Below are 19,995 nucleotides of genomic sequence, written 5' to 3' on the forward strand. Positions count from 1 at the left end.
AAAATAATACTTAAAACGGATAAAGCGTTAAGAGAACAGAGAAATTTAGATTTCTTTGTCATCTTAACGCTTTGTTATAAACGTAAAAATATATTTATTTGTTTACTTTAAACTTGTCTATGCCCTCTTTCAAAAATCCTACCGATTGTTTTGCAGCGGCGATTCCTGCGTTGATGTTAGCTTCGGCTGTTTGAGCACCCATTTTCTTAGGAGTGAAGAAATAGCGTCCTGTAAATTTTTCTGCGAATACAGATGCATTATCCGGTGTAATGTCCGATACGTAACGGAAATCCGGACGTTCATCCATTATTTTCACTAATTCTTCTTCATTTATGACTTCTTTACGTGCTGTGTTAATGAGCATAGCACCTTTGGGCATTTGTTTCAGAAGATTATAGTCGATCGATTTTTTAGTTTCATTGGTTGCCGGAATATGCAATGATACATATTGACAGGTTGAGTAAAGTTCATTAATGTCTGTAATCGGTTTTACCCCTTCTGCTTCCATTACTGATGCAGGGCAATAAGGGTCAAAGGCGAAAACTTCCATTCCGAAACCTTTCGCAATACGTGCAACGTTGCGGCCTACCTGACCAAATGCGTGAATACCCAATTTTTTACCTTTTAGCTCTGTTCCTGATGTTCCGTTATACAGATTCCGAGCCATCATAACAGCCATTCCGAATACCAATTCGGCTACTGCGTTTGAATTTTGTCCGGGAGTGTTCATTACGCATACTCCGTTGGCAGTTGCCGTTGCAAGGTCAATATTATCATATCCAGCTCCGGCACGAACAACGACTTTCAATTGTTTAGCGGCATTGAGAACTTCTGCATCGATAATATCGCTACGAACAATCAAGCCGTCAATATCTTTAACAGCATCCAGTAACTTACTCTTTTCTCCGTATTTTTCGAGTAAAGCTAATTCAATGCCGGCACTTTCTACTACCTCTTTGATTCCGTTTACAGCAACAGCTGCAAATGGTTTATCTGTTGCAACTAATATTTTCATGATCGTCCTTCCCTTATTAATGAGTCTTTTCAAATTCTTTCATTGTATCGATCAATGCTTCGACGCTTGATTTTGGCATTGCATTGTAAATAGATGCTCTGAAACCTCCTACGGAACGGTGACCTTTAATGCCGACCATACCTTTGCTCGTTGCGAATTTGATAAATTCTTCTTCCAAATCTTTGTATTCATCATTCATTACAAAACAAACGTTCATGATCGAGCGATCTTCTACGTTAGCTGTTCCTTTAAACAGTTTGTTGCGATCTATTTCATCGTAAAGAATAGCCGCTTTTTCGATATTCATTTTTTCGAGCACCTTAACACCACCCAATTGCTTGTAGTATTTTAATGTTTGCAATGCTGAGAATACCGGTAAACAAGGAGGGGTGTTGAACATAGAGCCTTTTTTGATGTGAGTTCGGTAATCGAGCATGGTAGGAATAGCACGATCCACATGTCCGAGGGCTTCTTCCCGAACAATTGCGATTGTAACACCGGCAGGAGCTAAGTTCTTTTGTGCTCCGGCATAAATAATGTTATATTTGGCAACATCGATCGGACGTGAGAAAATATCGGAAGACATATCTGCTACCAACGGTACTTTTACGTCCGGATCATAGCGCATCTCAGTACCGAAAATGGTATTGTTGGTAGTGATATGAAAATAATCGGCATCTTCGGGCACTGTATATCCTTTAGGGATGTAAGTAAAGTTAGCTTCTTTTGAAGAAGCAACGACATCGACTTCACCGAATAGCTTGGCTTCTTTAATAGCGTTTACAGCCCAAGTTCCGGTTTCAAGATAAGCGGCTTTCTTTTTCAACAAATTGAATGGAACCATACAGAATTGCAGACTGGCGCCACCTCCAAGGAATACGACCTCGTACCCGGACGGAACATCCAATAACTCTTTTACAAGAGCTTGTGCTTCATCCATTACAGCGACGAATTCTTTGCTGCGGTGCGATATTTCCAACAAGGATAATCCTGTCCCTGCAAAATCCAATACGGCGTCAGCCGTGTTTTTGATGGTGTATTCACTAAGAATAGAAGGACCTGCGTAAAAATTGTGCTTCTTCATTTGTTCAATATTTATAGTTTATATACTGTTCTATTAATATTTAGGAAATTGTTTTCCGGCATGCAATTAAGGTTTCTGTGAATATGTAATATTCGGAGAATTCCGGATCGGATTGAAAACAATTTCTGTTGCATATCGATGCTGCGAAATTAATACAAATTTTATGTATAACAAAAAAAATATCCGATCAATTTGAATATAAATAGACAAATAAAAAAACTATTTGTTATTTTACTCTCCGTTTGGTTTACAATATTATAGTTGTAATCCCGTTTTTAAGGAGTTTGTCTATTTATAACGGTCTTTCCATAAATAAGATAAATGGTCTTTTAATTTATTTTCTGCCGGATTGGGCTGAGGTTTCCATATAGAGTCGTTTTTTAATTCGTCCGGAAGAAATTGTTGTTTGACGAAATGATTTTCATAATCATGTGCATATTTATAGTTTTTACCGTATTCCAGTTCTTTCATCAAAGATGTCGGCGCGTTTCGCAAATGTAACGGAACAGGTAGATTTCCGGTACGTTCTACTATTCCTAAAGCATCATTTATCGCCATATAGGCCGAATTGCTTTTAGGACTGCTTGCCAGATAAATCGTTGCTTCGGCCAGGATGATCCGTCCTTCAGGCCATCCGATATTCTGAAGCGCGTCGAAACAAGCATTGGCGATTAACAAGGCGTTCGGATTAGCGAGTCCGATATCTTCTGCTGCCGATATGACAAGACGTCGGGCGATAAAGGCCGGATCTTCTCCTCCGGCTACCATTCGGGCTAACCAGTAAATAGCTCCGTCTGGGTCGCTTCCCCGAATCGACTTGATAAATGCCGATATGATGTCATAATGCATTTCTCCGCCTTTATCGTATGCTGACGGATTTTGTTGCAGTCGTTCTGTTACTGTCGCATCATCGATAATTATTGTTTTTTCAGTTTCATTCGAGCTGGTAATCAGGTCTAAAATATTGAGAAGTTTGCGAGCATCGCCTCCTGAGTAACGAAACAGTGCATTCGTTTCTTGTATTTTTATTTTTAAGTTTTTCAGTACTTTGTCGCAATGAATCGCTCGATCGAGAAGTGCTTGTAAGTTTTTTACTTCAAGAGATTTGAGAACATATACTTGGCAGCGCGATAAAAGGGGACGTATTACTTCAAAAGAGGGATTTTCTGTCGTTGCACCGATCAAGGTAACAGTCCCGTTTTCTACAGCGCCTAATAAAGAGTCTTGTTGAGATTTATTGAATCGGTGTATTTCATCAATAAAAAGTATCGGTCTGCCCGTTTGGAACATCCGGTTGTTTTTGCATTTTTCTATAACATCGCGTACATCTTTTACTCCCGAATGAATGGCACTTAGAGTATAGAACGGAACGTCTAATTGATTGGATATGATTTTGGCTAAGGTCGTTTTACCGACTCCCGGAGGTCCCCATAAAATAAAGGAAGAAATTTGTCCGGCATCGATCATTCGCCGTAAAATAGCACCTTTCCCTACCAGATGTTCTTGTCCTATGTACTCGTCTAAATTTTGGGGACGTAATCTTTCTGCCAGAGGTTGTAACATAATATCGCTTTTTGATTTGATATTACAAATGTACAAAAAAATAGATCGGAGAGATTCTTGTCGAAAGAATAATTTGATGTGTGTGTAAAGGGTGAGGGAAGATTAACAACCAATTTATTGTTTTAACTCAAAAAGTATCTTATTTTTGTAAAAATACTTCGGATGTATAGAATCGAAACTATGAAATAGGCTGTCCTTTTAATTAATACTTGTATATGGTGAACTTTTAAAATACTATCAGAATGAAACATCCTCATTTATTATGGAGTCTGCTACCCGGATTTTCTTTGTTTACCGGATGTACGGTTTCTCCTAAAAAAGAAGTTGTAAAATCAGGAGATCGGTTACCGAATGTAATTTATATTTTTTCGGATGATCTGGGGTTTGGAGATTTGAGTTGTTATGGTGCGACGAAGATACAAACTCCCCATATCGATTCGTTGGCAGCGCAGGGAGTACAGTTTATGAATGCTTATGCATCATCGGCGACAAGTACCCCTTCTCGGTTTTGCCTGTTGACAGGAGCATATCCGTGGCGTTATGAGAATACTGAGATCGCTACGGGGAATGCCGGCATGATTATCGATACGGCATGTGTTACTATGGCTGATCTGTTTAAGAACGCCGGTTACGTTACCGGTGCGATCGGTAAATGGCATTTAGGGTTGGGAGGACCGAATGGACCTGATTGGAATGGAGAGATAACTCCGAGCCCTCGGAATATAGGTTTTGATTATGATTTTGTTATTCCGGCTACGGTAGATCGTGTTCCGTGTGTATATGTTGAAAATGACAGGGTAGTAAATCTTGATCCGGCTGATCCTATTTTTGTAGATTATAATAAAAAAGTAGGTAATTGGCCTACTGGGAAAGAGAATCCTGAGTTATTGAAATTGAAATCGAGTCATGGTCATGATAATACGATTATCAATGGTATAGGGCGTATCGGATATATGACGGGAGGTAAAGCCGCTTTATGGGTAGATGAGGATATTGCCGACACGATAGTTTCTAAAGCTAAAGCCTTTATAGACAAAAACAAAGAAAATCCGTTTTTTCTATATTTAGGGACTCAGGATGTGCATGTTCCTCGTATTCCACATCCTCGTTTTGCCGGAAAAAGCGGTTTGGGTGTGAGAGGCGATGTCATATTGCAACTGGATTGGACTATCGGGCAATTGATGCATACGCTTGACAGTTTGGGCATAGCGAATAATACTCTATTTATTTTTACAAGTGATAACGGACCTGTGATTGATGACGGATATATAGATGGAGCTTTGGAAAATCTGAACGGGCATACGCCTATGGGAATTTATAGAGGAGGTAAATATAGTGCTTATGAAGCCGGAACACGTGTGCCGTTTATTGTCCGATGGCCGGATAGAATCAAACCTGTAAAGCAACATGCGTTGTTTTCGCAAGTCGATGTATTTGCTTCTATGGCTGAACTGTTAGGCAAGAAATTACCGGAAGGGGTCGCTCCGGATAGTCGAGGCAATCTTTCTGTCTTTTTAGGTGACGAATCGAAAGACCGGGAATATGTCGTTCAGCAAAATCTGAATAATACACTTTCGATTATTCAGGGAAAATGGAAGTATATAGAGCCGAGTGAATTGCCTAATACCGTGTCATGGGTAGAAATGGATTTGGGAAACAATCCTAAAGCTCAATTGTACGATCTGTCTTCCGATCCGGCAGAGAAGCAGAATGTTGCAACGCAATATCCGGAAGTAGTGAAACGTCTTTCGGTTCTGTTGAATGAGGTAAAGTCTCGAAAAAAATAATGGAATAATAATCGTAAACCTTAAAGATCTGTTTTTAGAGCCTGTCTTGATTTTGTATAGACCGAAAAAAGATTCAAAAAGTCTGAATATTTAGACAGGTTCTTAAATTCTATTCGAAAATTATCTTATTGTACTTAAAACGAATAGTATAAAATTAAACAGGTTATAAAATTTAACTGATACAATGAAATATTCTGGTCAAGTTTTATATTCGTTATCGGGAGTCGCAGTTCTGTTTTCTGCATTGTCTTGTTCAGGGAAAAAAGAGAAATCGGCGAAACCCTATAATATTGTATACATTATGACGGATGATCATACAGCTCAAATGATGAGTTGTTATGATACCCGTTATATGAATACTCCGAATTTGGATCGTATTGCTGCAGATGGTGTTCGTTTTACGAACAGCTTTGTTGCCAATTCGTTAAGCGGGCCGAGCAGGGCTTGTATGATTACAGGAAAACATAGTCATGCAAATGGATTTACCGATAATACCACTTGTGTTTTTGACTCTTCTCAGCAAACAATGCCTAAACTTCTCAGAAGAGCCGGATACCAAACTGCGTTGGTGGGTAAATGGCATCTTGAAAGTCTGCCTTCAGGATTTGATTATTGGGAGATTCTTCCCGGTCAGGGCGATTATTATAATCCGGATTTTATCCGTATGAATAATGATACGGTACAAAGACAAGGATATGTTACGAACCTGATTACCGACATAGGAATAAATTGGCTGGAGAATGAGAGAGATGAGACCAAACCTTTTGCTATATTCTTGCATCATAAGGCCGTACATCGAGACTGGTTACCTGAGATAAAGAATCTTCCTTTGTATGAAGATAAAACTTTCCCGTTACCGGATAATTTTTTCGATGATTATAACGGGCGTCTTGCTGCCGCAGTACAGGAGATGAGTATTGCCGAAGATATGGATATTATTTATGATTTGAAAATGCTGGCAGTTGGGAAAGAGAGCCGTTTAAAATCGGTATATGAACAATTTATAGGTCGGATGACTCCGGAAGAACGTAAGGCTTGGGATCATTTTTATGATCCGATAATACAAGATTTTTATTCTCGGAAATTCAGCGGAAAAGAATTGGCTGAATGGAAATTTCAGCGTTATATGAGGGATTATATGAAAGTAGTAAAATCATTAGATGATAATGTCGGACGGGTTCTTGATTATCTTGAAGAAAAAGGGTTGTCGGATAATACATTGGTTGTTTATACCTCTGATCAGGGATTTTATATGGGAGAACACGGATGGTTCGATAAACGTTTCATGTACGAAGAGTCTATGCGTACCCCTTTGATTATGCGTTTGCCGAAAGATTTTGATAAAAAAGGAGATATTCCTCAATTAGTTCAAAATATAGATTATGCACCTACATTTTTAGATTTGGCAGGAGTACCTATCCCTGAAGATATGCAGGGTATCTCTTTACTCCCTTTATTGAAAGGGGAGAATCCGAAAAATTGGAGAAGGTCTCTTTATTATCATTTTTATGAATATCCGGCAGAACATGCCGTAAAACGCCATTATGGAGTTCGTACGGATAAATATAAGTTAATACATTTTTATAATGATATAGATGCTTGGGAACTGTATGATCTCGAAAAAGATCCGACAGAGATGCATAATGTGTTTGATGATCCGAAATACGGGAAAGTCGTTGATTTTATGAATCGGGAACTGGTGCGTTTACAAAAACAGTATAATGATACGTTTGCATTATCCTTGAACAGGTTTATGATAGAATGATGTCCCGAAGGAAATAATAATTTGATATAAATCGAGTATCTTTGTGCTGTTTTTTAGAGACTGCCTAAATTTGTTGAGAGTATTTTTTATCGGAAAATTTAGGCAGTCTCTTAGGGAAAATATTTGAGAGCCTGATAATTTTCCCGATCTGAATGAAAATGCGGAGTTTAAATTTTTTCATGAAGTTTGAGAAAAGATTGTGTGATTTCGGTGGAAAATAGAGATGAATGAAGTGGAGAGAGAAATTACCGTTTAAATTTAACAGATCTGTTACAGTGTCATTGATAGTCGCTATTGCATTTTTTATGCAGTTTTTAGATACGACGGCTGTAAATACGGCAATACCTGCAATGGCACGTTCTTTTGGAGTTGATGTTATCCATTTGAGTACAGGTGTAACATCTTATTTAATAGCTTTAGCGATATTTATTCCGGTCAGTGGGTGGATTGCCGATCGTTTTGGTACACGTAATGTTTTTTGTACGGCTGTTGCGTTTTTTATATTGGCTTCGATATTGTGCGGGACATCTGTTTCCTTGACTCAATTTGTTTTGTATCGTATTATGCAGGGAATGGCAGGTGCGATGATGTCTCCTGTCGGGCGTTTGGCTGTATTGAAGACTACGCCTAAAGAAGATTTACCGGTTGCAATGAATTATATAACTTTACCTGCATTAGTCGCTCCGATTATCGGTCCTCTTGTGGGAGGATATTTAACGACTTATTGGAATTGGCGGTATATTTTTTATTTGAATGTACCCATCAGCATTATGTGCATTTTTCTGGCATGGAAATATATTCCTTCGGAAGAGTGTAAAGAAAGGCTGAAAGTGCGGTTTGACGCTGTGGGATTTGTATTGAGCGGTTTTTCTTTAGCCGGATTTATGTATGGAGTTGAGATTTTAAGCAAAGACGGTGTTTCTTATTTTTATTCTTTATTGATTGTAGGCTTCAGTTTGCTTTTGTTGTGGTTTAATGTCAGGTATTCGAGGCATGTATCACATCCTTTGATCGATTATTCTGTGATGAAAATCAATTCTTATAAAGTGACGATTCTTACCGGGTCTGTGTCTCGGATGATTATAGGAGTTTTTCCCTATCTTGTGCCATTGATGTTTCAGGAAGGGTTTGGGTTGAATCCTTTTGAGTCGGGACTATTATTTTTGTCAACAATGGTCGGAAATTTATCTATGAAATCATTGACAGTATGGATTATGCACCGTTTCCGATTTCGTACGATATTGATCGTAAATGGTTGTTTTTCGGCTTTGTTTACCTTCTTTACCGCATTGTTGATGCCTACGACTCCGGTTTATGTCATAGTTTTGGTTTTATTCACTGCGGGTCTTTTCCGATCGTTACAATTCAGTTCTTTAACAACTCTGGCTTTTACCGATACGCCAGCTTCCCAGACGACTGCGGCAAATACTTTGTATAGTACCGTACAACAAATGTCGACGGGTATGGGAATCGCTATGGGAGCAGTAGTTTTGCGTTTTTCGAATATTATAAATCATGGAATTGCCGGTCATTATACTGTTCCTGACTTCAGATTAGCATTTATTTTTGTAACGATTCTCGGCTTTATACATCTTTATGGATATACAAAGTTGTCAAAAGATGCCGGTAGTGTGGTAATGCTGAAGAAAAAAATGTTTTGAAGCTGTCTTTTATCGGTCAATAAGTTTGAGTAATTTTATAAATAATGAATATTAAAATTAGACAAGAGCAAATTATTGATTATAGTGTTGTCGATAATTTGATAAAATGCGCTTTTGAAAATGTAGAGGAAAGCGATCATACCGAGCATCAATTAGTCGGTCGTTTGCGCAAATCGGATGCTTTTATTCCGGAACTTTCTTTAGTAGCAGAGGTCGATGAGGAAAAAATCGTGGGACATATTTTACTGACAAAAGTGAAAATAGTATCGGAAAATAAGTCGGTTATTTCGTTGGGAGTAGCTCCGCTTTCGGTCTTACCTGAATTCCAAAAACAGGGTATTGGTGGCATATTGCTTCGGGAAGCGCATAGCCGAGCATCTCGGTTAGGTTATGATTCTGCTGTTTTATTAGGACATAAAGATTACTATACGAGGTTCGGTTATAAAAAAGCCTCTGATTTTAATATCGAGTTTCCTTTCGATGTCCCTGAAGAATGTTGTATGGCAATAGAATTATTTCCCGGTGCTTTGAACGGAGTTCAAGGTATCGTACGTTATTCCGATCCTTTTAGGATATAAAATTTAGATAGGTTTTTAAAAGCAAATGTTTTTATTTTTTTAGATAGGCATACCAGTAAAAACCTCCTACGAGTAGTGCTCCACCAATTATGTTTCCTAATGTTGCCGGAATGAGATTGCTTACCAAGAAATCGTAAACCGATATGTCTGCTCCTTGGAGCATACCTAACGGAATAAAGAACATGTTGGCTATACTGTGTTCATATCCGATCGCGACAAAACCCATGACCGGAAACCACAAACCTATGAATTTCCCGGCAGTATTTGAAGAACTCATTCCTAACCATACGGCAAGGCATACGAGCCAATTAGCCCCGATTCCTTTTAAGAAGACGGTAATCCAAGACATCGATACTTTGGCGACTGCAATATTTTTTATTGCCGAATGCCAAGGATCGGAAGCAACAACTCCTGTCGAATGTACCATAATATAGACGAAAAAGAGAGCTCCGATAAAGTTACTGAAATAAACGATGATCCAGTTTTTCCATACTGCCGTCCATTTATATTTGCCGTTTAATACTCCCGGTATTAAAACCGCATTATTGCCTGTGAATAGTTCTGCTCCGGCGATGACAACTAATATGAGACCTAAAGGGAACATACAGCCGGAAAGAAGTTTTTGTAGTCCGGGATTGCTATTCGTTATTTCAGGAAATCCGCTACCGATTAGAAGAGACAATAATCCCCCCATTGCTATATAAATTCCGGCTAATATACCTAAAGTAACGGTTTTTCGTGTACTGAATCCGATTTTTTGCAAAGCCGCTTTTTCTGCTGATATAACGATTTCCGAAGGAGATAGTGTACTCATGATGTGTTTCTCTTTTTAGTAGGATGCAAATATAGTGGATTTTATTGCACCCGGAACAGATGGTAAAAATAGTTTCATAAAATTTAAGCAGCTCTTTATTGTTAAATAATGTTTATTGTAAAACAATTGAGAGATTTGCAATGTTTTATAGTCAAACAAGCGATACAGGATCGTTTATTAGACGAACAATAGAGATTGTAGTCTGGAATAACGTGGAAAGTTTTAAGTTTTATCTATTTATGATATTCTTGTTTTTTGTGTGTTTCATTGGTATTATTATCCTTGCTTATTCTTGGAATAAGCTATCCTCTTTCTTGTTTTTGATATATTTCAAGTTTGGGAAGGCCGGCTCGGGAGAGACCGGCCTTCTGTTTTTATATTCAATAAAATTTAAACATGTCCTTTGGGAGTTTACCTGAATTTCATACAGGTTGGTTAGGAGCTTCTTTCGAGGATGTTCTGTTGTCTTTACGAGGATGATAGCAGCTATCTAACGAGTAAAAACGGGAAAATAAACCGGAAGAAAGCGCAAAAATGACCTGATGATATTTTCTTATTGGAAAATTTAGATAGGCTCTAAACCTCATGCAGCTTTTTCAAATAAATAAGGCAGGTTTTTGTCGCCTGCCTTAATCCTTTTTCGGTTATATACTTTTTTTGAAACATGGATTCGATTAAATGAAACCGGACGTCCATGTTTTTCGATTTCTTCCTCTCGGCTCGCTTTTCTGTTAGCTTTGAGGTAATCTTCTTGAGTAAATTTCATTTTCTTTTTCATCGCCGAATTAAATTAACGGACTGCAAAGATAGTGAAATTTAGCGGATAACATCATAAAGCTTCTTTCCAATGTTTTATATTGGAATTTATCGTTTCCATGACTTCTTTTGTTCTTCCATTCAAAATTAGTTTGTACATAGATTGTGCAAATCCGAGCATTTGGTCGAACTCTATTTTGGGGGGCATTGCTAAAGCATTGGGATCGGTCATAATATTTACTAATACCGGACCATCTGTTTTCATCGCCGATTCGAGAACAGATTCTACATTATCAGGATGTCGTACGGTAAACCCGGTCATTCCCATAGCCTTGGCCACAAGTTCAAAATCGGGATTCAGCATATTCGTTTGGTTGTCAGGAAGTCCGGCTACTTCCATTTCTAATTTTACCATTCCTAAAGCCCTGTTGTTAAACACTATGATTTTTACAGGGAGTTTGTACTGTACAATTGTTTCCAAATCCCCTAAAAGCATAGATAATCCGCCGTCGCCGCACAAGGCTATAATTTGCCGGTCGGGAGCAGCCAATGCAGCACCGATTGCTTGAGGCATTGCATTTGCCATTGATCCGTGATTAAATGAGCCTAACATCATTCGTTTTCCGGTACTTTCCAAATAACGAGCTCCCCATACGCAGGTCATTCCTGTATCTACGGTGAATATAGCGTTTTCATCAGCTTTCTTATTGATAAGGTACATTACGTATTCGGGATGTATCTTGTTTTCCGCACCTTTGTTTGTGACATAAGTATTGAGATTCTTTTTTACGGTTTCGTATATCTTCAAATGCCGTTTAAGGAACTTGTCATCCTTTTTGGGTTCTATAAGCGGGTTTAGTATTTTGAGGGTATCTTTAACATCTCCGACTATACCCATATTTACTTTCGCTCTTCTTCCTATGCGATTAGCCCGGATATCGACTTGAATGATATAACTGTTTTCAGGCATAAAGGGGGTGTATGGGAAATCTGTGCCTAACAATAATAATATTTCTGCTTCTTGCATACTGTAATATCCTGATGGCAAGCCCAACAGACCGGTCATTCCTACCTCATTCGGATTATTATGTTGAATACTCATTTTCCCTTTAAACGAATATGCGACAGGTGCATTTAAAGATTGTGACAATTCGACTACTTCGTCATGGGCATTTTGTGCGCCTATACCGCAAAAGATGGTGACTTTATTCGCTTTATTCAATAAAGAAGCAATTCTTTTTATTTTTGTAATCTGAGGAGAAACAACGGGTTTTGAGTGATAAGGTATGTTAGAAGAATCTATATCGACAACTTTCTGAGAAGTTAAGTCTCCGGGTAACCCGATGACAGAAACGCCTTTTTTTGAAATAGCTGTCTGAATTGCAGCTTGCATCATTCTCGGCAATTGCTGTGCGGTTGTCGCTATTTCGTTGTAATAGCTGCAATCATCGAATAATTTTATCGTATTTGTTTCTTGAAAATATTTAGTGCCGAATTCATGGGTGGCGATTGTTGAGGCTATTGCTATTACTGGAGCATTGGAACGATGAGCATCATATATTCCGTTTATCAGATGCACATGTCCCGGTCCACTACTTCCGGCACAGCAAGCGATATTACCGGTTATTTGGGCTTCAGCTCCGGCGGCAAAAGCTCCTGTTTCTTCATGACGGACATGTATCCAGTCTATTTTTTCATTTCGTCTTACTGCATCATTGATTTCGTTCAAACTGTCTCCGGTGACAGCGTAAATTCGCTTTACTCCGGTATCGACCAGCATGTCAACGACTTGTTCTGCTACTTTTTGTGCCATAAATATCTCTATAAGTTTATATAATAACGATTTTGCATAGATATAAAACATTTGATAGGGAGGAATGGTTTTCATATATTGTCAGTTAAGAATATGTTTTGGCGTGAAAAATAGTTTTGATAGTAAAAAGAGGTTATATTTTGGAGTTATTGGCTGTGAAAGAAGAACTTGTGTCGAATTTAATTGTATTATTATAAATATGTAATATAATTGTAACGCAAGTATTCTTCTTTTGCAGAAAATACGATGATATGGGAGACAAGAAGTTAAGCCGATATTATTTAGACCGGGATATTAGTTGGATGTATTTTAACCGAAGAATTCTTCAGGAAGCCTGTAAGGAAAATGTACCTTTATTAGAACGTTTAGCTTTTCTGGGAATTTATTCTAATAATTTAGATGAATTTTTTCGGGTACGCGTAGCAACTCAAAATCGGATTGCCGAATGTAATGATCGCTCTGCTTTACGAGAAAGAGAGAATGCTAAGCAGCTTATTAAACGTATAGCTAAATTAAATGGCAGTTATTCTAAGGATTATGAGAAAGCGGTAAAGGATGTGACAGAGAAATTGCGTTGTGAAAATATTTATTTGATTTCTGATAAAGAGGCAGATGAAGAGCAACTCGGTTTTATTCGTTCTTTTTATTGGGAGAAATTGAACGGTTTTATTGTTCCGGTTTGGTTTTCGGCAATAAAGCAACTCGATAGTGAAACGGATGAAGATATATATTTGGCTGTAAAATTGTTGAAAAAGAATGTGAACGTTACTCCGGAATATGCTTTGCTTGAACTTCCTGTTTCTGTCTGTGGGCGTTTTATTCGGTTACCTGATAAAGATGGAAAAAGTTTTTTAATGTATCTCGATGATGTGGTCAGATGTTGTTTATCTCTGATCTTTAAAGGTCTGGATTATATTCATTTTGAGGCGTATTCTTTTAAGTTTACTCGTGATGCTGAGATGGAAATTGATAACGACTTGCGTAACGGAATGCTTCAGAAAATATCTAAAGGAATCAAAAGCCGTAAAAAAGGAGAGCCTTTGCGTGTCGTTTATGACATGGAGATGCCTAAAGATCTTTTGAAAAGGGTATTGAAAAAATTGAATTTAGACAGCCTCGATACTGTTTTGGGAGGTGGGCGTTATCAGAATCATAAAGATTTGATGCACTTTCCGGATTGTGGACGCAAAGATCTGAAATATCCTTTGTGGACTCCTATATTGAAGGAGGATCTTTCTGTTCCCGGAAGTATTTTTGATGAAATTCATAAAAAAGATCGTTTTATACATGTTCCTTATCACAGTTTTGATTCTTTTATCCGGATATTACAGGAAGCAGCGGTAAATAAACAGGTAAAAGGTATCAAAATAACTCTTTATCGTTTAGCTAAAGAGTCGAAAGTGGTAAAAGCTTTAATCGGTGCTGCTCGTAATGGGAAGAAAGTAACTGTTGTTATCGAGTTACTTGCGCGTTTTGATGAGGCATCTAATATCGGATGGTCGAAAAAGATGCAGGATGCAGGAATTAAAGTTATTTTTGGAGTAGAAGGTTTGAAAGTGCATTCGAAAATTGCCCATATTTCAATGAAAACAGGTGCGGATATCGCTTGTATAAGTACGGGAAATTTTCATGAAGGAAATGCACGGTCTTACACTGATTGTATGTTGATGACCTCAGCTCCACGTATTGTGAAAGATGTTAATTCCGTATTCGATTTTATCGAATATCCTTACATACCTGTTCGTTTTAAAGAATTATTGGTTTCACCGAATGAGATGAAGCGAAAGTTTTTATCTCTTATCAATGACGAGATAAAAAATAAAAAAGCGGGAAAACCGGCGTATATTAAGATTAAGATAAATCATGTAACAGATCCTGTTATCGTAAATAAGTTATACGAAGCGTCGCAAAAAGGCGTGTTGATAGATATGCTTGTACGGGGAAATTGTTCTCTTATTACAGGAGTGCGGGGAGTAAGCGATAATATACATATTAACGGTATTGTCGATCGTTATTTGGAGCATTCGCGCATATTTATTTTTGCGGCAGGAGGAAAGGAAAAAGTTTTTCTCGGTTCGGCAGATTGGATGCCGCGTAATTTGGATAACCGTATAGAAGTCATAACACCGGTGTATGATCAAGCTATAAAAGAAGAAATGAAAAAAATTATCGATTATGGATTGAGAGATACTTTGCAAGGACGTGTAGTAGATGGTACTGGGAAAAACAGTTCTTGGACTACGGATGACAATATTCCGTTTCGTTCTCAAAGTGCACTGTATGATTACTATTTAGAAAAAAATCAAGAATGAATAAAGAAAATAAGAGTAGAAATAAGCGATCCGAAAAGAATTATGCCGCTATTGATATAGGTTCTAATGCGGTACGATTACTTATTAAGCATATAAACGAAAATTCCGAAAAGAAATTCTCTAAAGTATTGTTGCTTCGTGTTCCTCTTCGTTTGGGGTTCGATGTTTTTTCTAAAGGACGTATCTCTGAAAAGAAAGAAAAAAATATGATTCGTTTGATGAAATCGTATCGTCATTTAATGAAAATATATGATGTAACAGATTATCGTGCTTGTGCGACTTCTGCAATGCGAGATGCTGTCAATGGGAAAGATATTATTAAAATGATAGAGAGAAAAACCGGAATTAAAATTGAAATTATTACAGGACAAGAAGAAGCCCGTATGGTTTATAATAACCATATAGAGTGTATGGAAGACCGACATGGAAATTATATGTATGTGGATGTTGGCGGCGGAAGTACAGAAGTCAATTTATTGATAAAAGGAGAGTTGGTATGCTCTAAATCTTATAATATAGGAACAGTGCGCATGTTAAATGATGCAGTAGATTTTGAAGAGTGGAAACGTCTTGAAGTCGATATGAGAACATTATCGGAAATCTATTCCGGAACTAATATTATCGGTTCAGGTGGAAATATCAATAAATTGTATCGTTTGGCAGAGAAAACCGATAAGAAACGACAGCGCATATCGGTTGCAGTATTAAAGTCTCTTTATGAGAAACTTAAGTCGCTTTCGTTCGAAGAACGTATGCAGGTTTTTAATTTAAAACCTGACCGGGCTGACGTTATTATTCCTGCATCCGAAATATTTTTGACGATAGCGGAAATTCTTCATACTGAATATATTTATGTTCCTGTGATCGGACTGGCCGATGGCATTATAGATGGGTTGTATGCAGCTAACCGTAATAGGTAATGTGTGTTTTTGTAATAAAAATGTAATATAAATGCATTATGAATGAAACATGAATGGTTAATTCGCTGGTTATCTTTGCAAAATAATTAAAAGATAATATATGGAGTCATTGGCTTTTATACAGTGGTGTTTAGACCATTTGAATTATTGGACTATTACTTTATTAATGGCGATAGAGAGTTCGTTCATACCTTTTCCTTCGGAAATTGTAGTTCCTCCTGCTGCATATAAGGCGGCTGCCGGTGAACTGAATATTTATCTGGTGGTTTTGTTTGCAACGTTAGGAGCAAATATCGGAGCTTTAGTGAATTATTATTTAGCAATGTGGATAGGACGTCCTTTGATATATAAATTTGCATCGAGCCGTATCGGACATATGTGCTTGATTGATGAAGCATCTGTTATGAAAGCAGAAAAATTTTTCGATGATAACGGTCGTATATCGACTTTTGTAGGACGTTTAGTGCCTGCAGTCAGGCAGTTGATTTCTATACCTGCCGGACTTGCTCGGATGAAGTTATCTACATTCTTACTTTATACGACATTAGGGGCAGGTCTTTGGAATATCATATTGGCTGCAATAGGATATTATCTCGAATCGGTTGTCCCTCAAGATCAGTTAATGAGTAAAGTAGCGGAATATAGTAAAGAGCTTTCTTGGGGGTTCATTGCTTTAGGTGTTTTAGTATTAGGGGTGTTGATATATAAAGGAGTAAAAAAGCCTTGATGCATTATGAAAATTTTGGGCAAGGTTCTTTGAGTTTTCACTTTTAGAGCCTGTCGTAAATTTTGCTCGGGTCAGATTTGAGAGTTTCTTACGAGGATATTTTTCTGTTTTTAGGAGGATGATAGCGGGCTATTTGACGAGGGAAAACGGGAAAACAGACCGGAAGAAAGCGCAAAAATGACCTGATAATATTTTTTTTATCGGAAAATTTAGACAGCCTCTTAGATAAGTACTGTTTGCAATTCCCTTAAATCTTTGACTATATAATCGGCTTTTGCCTGTATGAGTTCTTCCTTACTACCGTAGCCGTATAGGACTCCTGCTGAAGAAATGTGATTTGCCTTAGCTCCTTCTATATCGTGTTTCCGGTCTCCGATCATGATGCATTTATCTAATTCGTTTTTGAGTTGGCAGTTTTCTAATACATAATTAATAACGTCCTTTTTGGAAGATCGGCTATCATTAAAAGTCGCGCCTCCTATAAAATCAAAATAAAATGATAATCCAAAATGATCGAGTATCTGTTTGGCTAAAATCTCCGGTTTAGACGTTGCTAATAATATTTGCTTATTTTCCTTTTTTTGTTTCTGTAAGAAATCTTTTATTCCGGGATAAACGGCATTTTCGAATATTCCTTTCGAAGAAAAATATTCATGATATTTTGATGTAGCGAGAATTGCTTGCTCTTCGGTAAAATGATAAAATTCTTTGAAAGAATCTTTGAGGGGAGGACCAATAAACGGTTGTAGCAGTCCTAATTCTTTTACTTCAATTCCGAAATATTTTAATGCATATTGTACCGATCGGGTAATACCTGTCATTGAGTCGGTAACAGTTCCATCCAAATCTAAGAGCAGATAGGAGTATTTCATTCTTTTATTTATATGAGTTGTTTTAACAGCTAATTTTGAGCGTGGCAAATAAATAAATTTTTTTTTAATCTATCAATAGGGTTATGTCGGGAAATCGATTTTAAAGGAGCGGAATCTAATTTCTCAGATGTTATTCTGAAAACATTATAGACAACATTTCGTTGTCTATAATGTCGTATATTTTAAATAAAGAGCCTGTTTCAATTTTGCTCGGGTCTGTGAGAATAATAATTTCTTTAATCGAAAAATTTAAACACTCCTCTCTAAGCTCTTTATTTTTCCAACCAATGAATAAGCGTGATTAATGGCTTTGTCTTTCATTTGTCTCAGAATCTTCTCATCGTGGCGGTTCGCGTAAGAGAGACCTCCGCTATATATATAGCCTTCCCATTGCAATCCGCATAGATTGGCCAGCTGTTTATAGGACGGAAGAAAATCTTCGATAGGATAATTTTGTAATCCGCCGTAACAGTACATTTCCTCTGGAGCACCGGAAGTAAAAGAGAGTATCAACTGTTTACCTTTCAGCTTGTCTCCTGTTCGCCCGTGAGAAAAACCATGTACAAACGTTTGTTCTATCCAACGATGCAGTAGAGAAGGAGCACTATACCAGAATAGAGGAAATTGGAAGACGATAATATCTGCGCGAAGCAGCCGTTTTTGTTCTGTTTCTATATCTATACGGAAATCCGGGTATAGTTTGTCTAAATAAGCAAACTCTGCTTCAGGTAACAGTCTGTTCAGCTCTTCCAATATGTTCTTGTTTGCAAATGAATTATTCAAGTCTGGATGTCCCGATACTATCAATATATTTTTCATATTTCAATGTAACAGGTTATTTATTTGTTTTGGGGATTGAATTGTTTATCATAATTCAGCAAAAAACGTACCAATTCAGGATTACGGTGTGACCATTGGAAATCTGTTTCTTGATCGAGTGGATGAATAGATTCCATCTCTGTATCGGTAAGAGAAAAATCAAATATTTCTAAATTCTGTTTCATTCGTTCTATATGAGTAGATTTGGGAATAGCGATAATATTTCTTTGAATAAGATAACGCAAGGCCACTTGTGTTGCTGTTTTGCCATGATTGTCAGCGATCTTCTTAATGGTAGGGTTGTCAAACAGAGCTTTATTTGTCTGTGTGAGCGGAGCCCATGCCATAATGCGGGTCTCGTATTTGTTCATCTCTATTTCCGCATCCCATTGTTGACTGAATACGTTCGTTCGTAATTGATTTACAGCAGGTTTTATATCGACGTTTTCTGCTAAATCAACAAAACGGTCGGGATAAAAGTTACTCAAACCAATACTTCTTACTTTCCCGGCTTTTACAGCTTTTTCCATAGCTCGGTATGTTCCGTAATAATCTCCGAAAGGTTGGTGAATGAGTAACAGGTCGATATAGTCGGTACGTAATTTTCGTAAAGACTCATCGATGCTGGCCGCAGCTTTTTCTTCTCCTGCATTGCTGATCCAGACTTTAGTAGTAATAAATAATTCATTGCGAGGAACACCACATTTAGTGATAGCTGCACCTACACCTTCTTCATTATAATATGCTTGTGCTGTATCTATGCTGCGGTAACCTATGCTTATGGCGTCGAGTACACAACGTTCACATTCTTCAGGAGTGACCAAATAAACTCCATAACCTAAGATCGGCATTTCTACACCGTTATTTAATTTTACTTTTTGCATGATTTCTTATTTTTTTAGCATTCCTATTTTTTCTAACCATTTCATAACATCTCCTTCAGCTTGTTTTACTTGACTGCCTCGTATGGGAAGACCATTTAAAATTTTCGATTTCGGACAAAGAGTCTTTATATCGTTTTCTGTATGTCCCATACGGCTGCCTTCGTGAGTCATAAACGGAATGATCGTTTTTCCTGAAAGATTATGACTTGACAGAAATGTCGCTACCGGAGGTGCTATTGTCGCCCACCAGCAAGGAGATCCCACAAAAATTACATCATATTTTTCAATATCCTTTACTTTTGTTTTTAATTCAGGTTTATAATTATTATTGATCTCTTTTTTAGCTTGATCGACAACTTCTTGATAATCTTTGGGATAAGATTCGACAGGTTGAATTTCAAATATATCGCCGTCAGTTCCTTTTTGTATCTGTTCGGCAACAATCTTAGTATTTCCGCTATAAGAATAATAAGCTACTAAGATTTTTGAACTGTTATTTTGTGCTGGAGAATTAAAACTGTTCGATATCATAATGATAAATGTAAATAGAGAATACAGGATTTTCATGATTTTTATGTATATGATTAAACATTTTGGGAAAACTTCATTTTTTAAGCTTTTCCAC

Annotated in this window: 17 protein-coding genes; 7 read left to right on the top strand and 10 right to left on the bottom strand. The window is 37.4% G+C overall.

Annotated features, from left to right (window positions below; translation table 11 throughout):
- Positions 1 to 94 precede the first annotated feature (94 nt).
- The 3 genes from Q0093_RS09490 to Q0093_RS09500 form a co-directional block, all read right to left on the bottom strand.
- Entirely contained in the window at positions 95 to 1,015 is a 921-nt protein-coding gene (locus Q0093_RS09490) for an NAD(P)-dependent oxidoreductase (protein ID WP_297929909.1), read from the bottom strand.
- 16 nt (positions 1,016 to 1,031) lie between these two features.
- Entirely contained in the window at positions 1,032 to 2,099 is a 1,068-nt protein-coding gene (serC, locus tag Q0093_RS09495; RefSeq protein WP_294177774.1) for a 3-phosphoserine/phosphohydroxythreonine transaminase, read from the bottom strand.
- Between the two features lie 288 nt (positions 2,100 to 2,387).
- A complete protein-coding gene (locus Q0093_RS09500) occupies positions 2,388 to 3,662 on the bottom strand; it encodes a replication-associated recombination protein A (RefSeq protein WP_009319262.1) in 1,275 nt (424 codons plus the stop codon).
- A 242-nt stretch (positions 3,663 to 3,904) separates the two neighbouring features.
- Here Q0093_RS09500 and Q0093_RS09505 point away from each other — a divergent pair, with 242 nt between their 5' ends.
- From Q0093_RS09505 to Q0093_RS09520, 4 genes are all read left to right on the top strand, one after another.
- Complete coding sequence (locus Q0093_RS09505) at positions 3,905 to 5,449, top strand: arylsulfatase (protein ID WP_297929912.1); 1,545 nt, start codon at positions 3,905 to 3,907, stop codon at positions 5,447 to 5,449.
- A gap of 184 nt (positions 5,450 to 5,633) precedes the next feature.
- On the top strand, positions 5,634 to 7,214 hold the full coding sequence (locus Q0093_RS09510) for a sulfatase (protein ID WP_294177771.1): 1,581 nt from the start codon (positions 5,634 to 5,636) through the stop codon (positions 7,212 to 7,214).
- A 227-nt stretch (positions 7,215 to 7,441) separates the two neighbouring features.
- Positions 7,442 to 8,875, top strand: coding sequence for a DHA2 family efflux MFS transporter permease subunit (locus tag Q0093_RS09515; RefSeq protein WP_294177770.1), 1,434 nt, complete (start codon positions 7,442 to 7,444; stop codon positions 8,873 to 8,875).
- 44 nt (positions 8,876 to 8,919) lie between these two features.
- Positions 8,920 to 9,453, top strand: coding sequence for a GNAT family N-acetyltransferase (locus Q0093_RS09520; protein WP_297929914.1), 534 nt, complete (start codon positions 8,920 to 8,922; stop codon positions 9,451 to 9,453).
- 31 nt (positions 9,454 to 9,484) lie between these two features.
- Here the strand turns inward: Q0093_RS09520 and Q0093_RS09525 are convergent, their stop codons facing one another.
- The 3 genes from Q0093_RS09525 to Q0093_RS09535 form a co-directional block, all read right to left on the bottom strand.
- Positions 9,485 to 10,267, bottom strand: a complete 783-nt coding sequence (locus Q0093_RS09525; protein WP_297929916.1) for a formate/nitrite transporter family protein — start codon at positions 10,265 to 10,267, stop codon at positions 9,485 to 9,487.
- A gap of 583 nt (positions 10,268 to 10,850) precedes the next feature.
- Entirely contained in the window at positions 10,851 to 11,045 is a 195-nt protein-coding gene (locus Q0093_RS09530) for a hypothetical protein (RefSeq protein WP_009319270.1), read from the bottom strand.
- Between the two features lie 51 nt (positions 11,046 to 11,096).
- Positions 11,097 to 12,836, bottom strand: a complete 1,740-nt coding sequence (locus Q0093_RS09535) for a thiamine pyrophosphate-dependent enzyme (protein ID WP_297929918.1) — start codon at positions 12,834 to 12,836, stop codon at positions 11,097 to 11,099.
- Positions 12,837 to 13,087: 251 nt separating this feature from the next.
- Here Q0093_RS09535 and Q0093_RS09540 point away from each other — a divergent pair, with 251 nt between their 5' ends.
- The 3 genes from Q0093_RS09540 to Q0093_RS09550 all read left to right on the top strand — a co-directional run bounded on the left by Q0093_RS09540 (position 13,088) and on the right by Q0093_RS09550 (position 16,795).
- Entirely contained in the window at positions 13,088 to 15,148 is a 2,061-nt protein-coding gene (locus tag Q0093_RS09540) for an RNA degradosome polyphosphate kinase (protein ID WP_297929920.1), read from the top strand.
- Positions 15,145 to 16,068 (top strand): Ppx/GppA family phosphatase, encoded by a 924-nt coding sequence (locus Q0093_RS09545; protein WP_297929922.1) that lies wholly within the window; start codon positions 15,145 to 15,147, stop codon positions 16,066 to 16,068. The genes Q0093_RS09540 and Q0093_RS09545 overlap by 4 nt, the downstream gene beginning before the upstream one ends.
- A 100-nt stretch (positions 16,069 to 16,168) precedes the next feature.
- Positions 16,169 to 16,795, top strand: a complete 627-nt coding sequence (locus Q0093_RS09550) for a DedA family protein (protein WP_294177764.1) — start codon at positions 16,169 to 16,171, stop codon at positions 16,793 to 16,795.
- Positions 16,796 to 17,016: 221 nt separating this feature from the next.
- Here the strand turns inward: Q0093_RS09550 and Q0093_RS09555 are convergent, their stop codons facing one another.
- The 4 genes from Q0093_RS09555 to Q0093_RS09570 all read right to left on the bottom strand — a co-directional run bounded on the left by Q0093_RS09555 (position 17,017) and on the right by Q0093_RS09570 (position 19,937).
- Positions 17,017 to 17,667, bottom strand: a complete 651-nt coding sequence (locus tag Q0093_RS09555; protein WP_297929925.1) for an HAD-IA family hydrolase — start codon at positions 17,665 to 17,667, stop codon at positions 17,017 to 17,019.
- A 249-nt stretch (positions 17,668 to 17,916) separates the two neighbouring features.
- The gene (locus tag Q0093_RS09560; protein WP_297929927.1) at positions 17,917 to 18,486 is read right to left on the bottom strand and encodes an NAD(P)H-dependent oxidoreductase; all 570 of its coding nucleotides are present in this window, start codon (positions 18,484 to 18,486) and stop codon (positions 17,917 to 17,919) included.
- Between the two features lie 20 nt (positions 18,487 to 18,506).
- Positions 18,507 to 19,370 carry an aldo/keto reductase gene (locus tag Q0093_RS09565; RefSeq protein WP_297929929.1) on the bottom strand — a complete coding sequence of 288 codons (864 nt, stop codon included), beginning with the start codon at positions 19,368 to 19,370 and terminating at the stop codon, positions 18,507 to 18,509.
- Between the two features lie 6 nt (positions 19,371 to 19,376).
- Entirely contained in the window at positions 19,377 to 19,937 is a 561-nt protein-coding gene (locus Q0093_RS09570; protein ID WP_297929931.1) for a flavodoxin, read from the bottom strand.
- Positions 19,938 to 19,995: the final 58 nt, after the last annotated feature.

Origin of the sequence: uncultured Coprobacter sp. (assembly GCF_947855755.1) — a bacterium.
Taxonomy (GTDB): Bacteria; Bacteroidota; Bacteroidia; order Bacteroidales; family Coprobacteraceae; genus Coprobacter.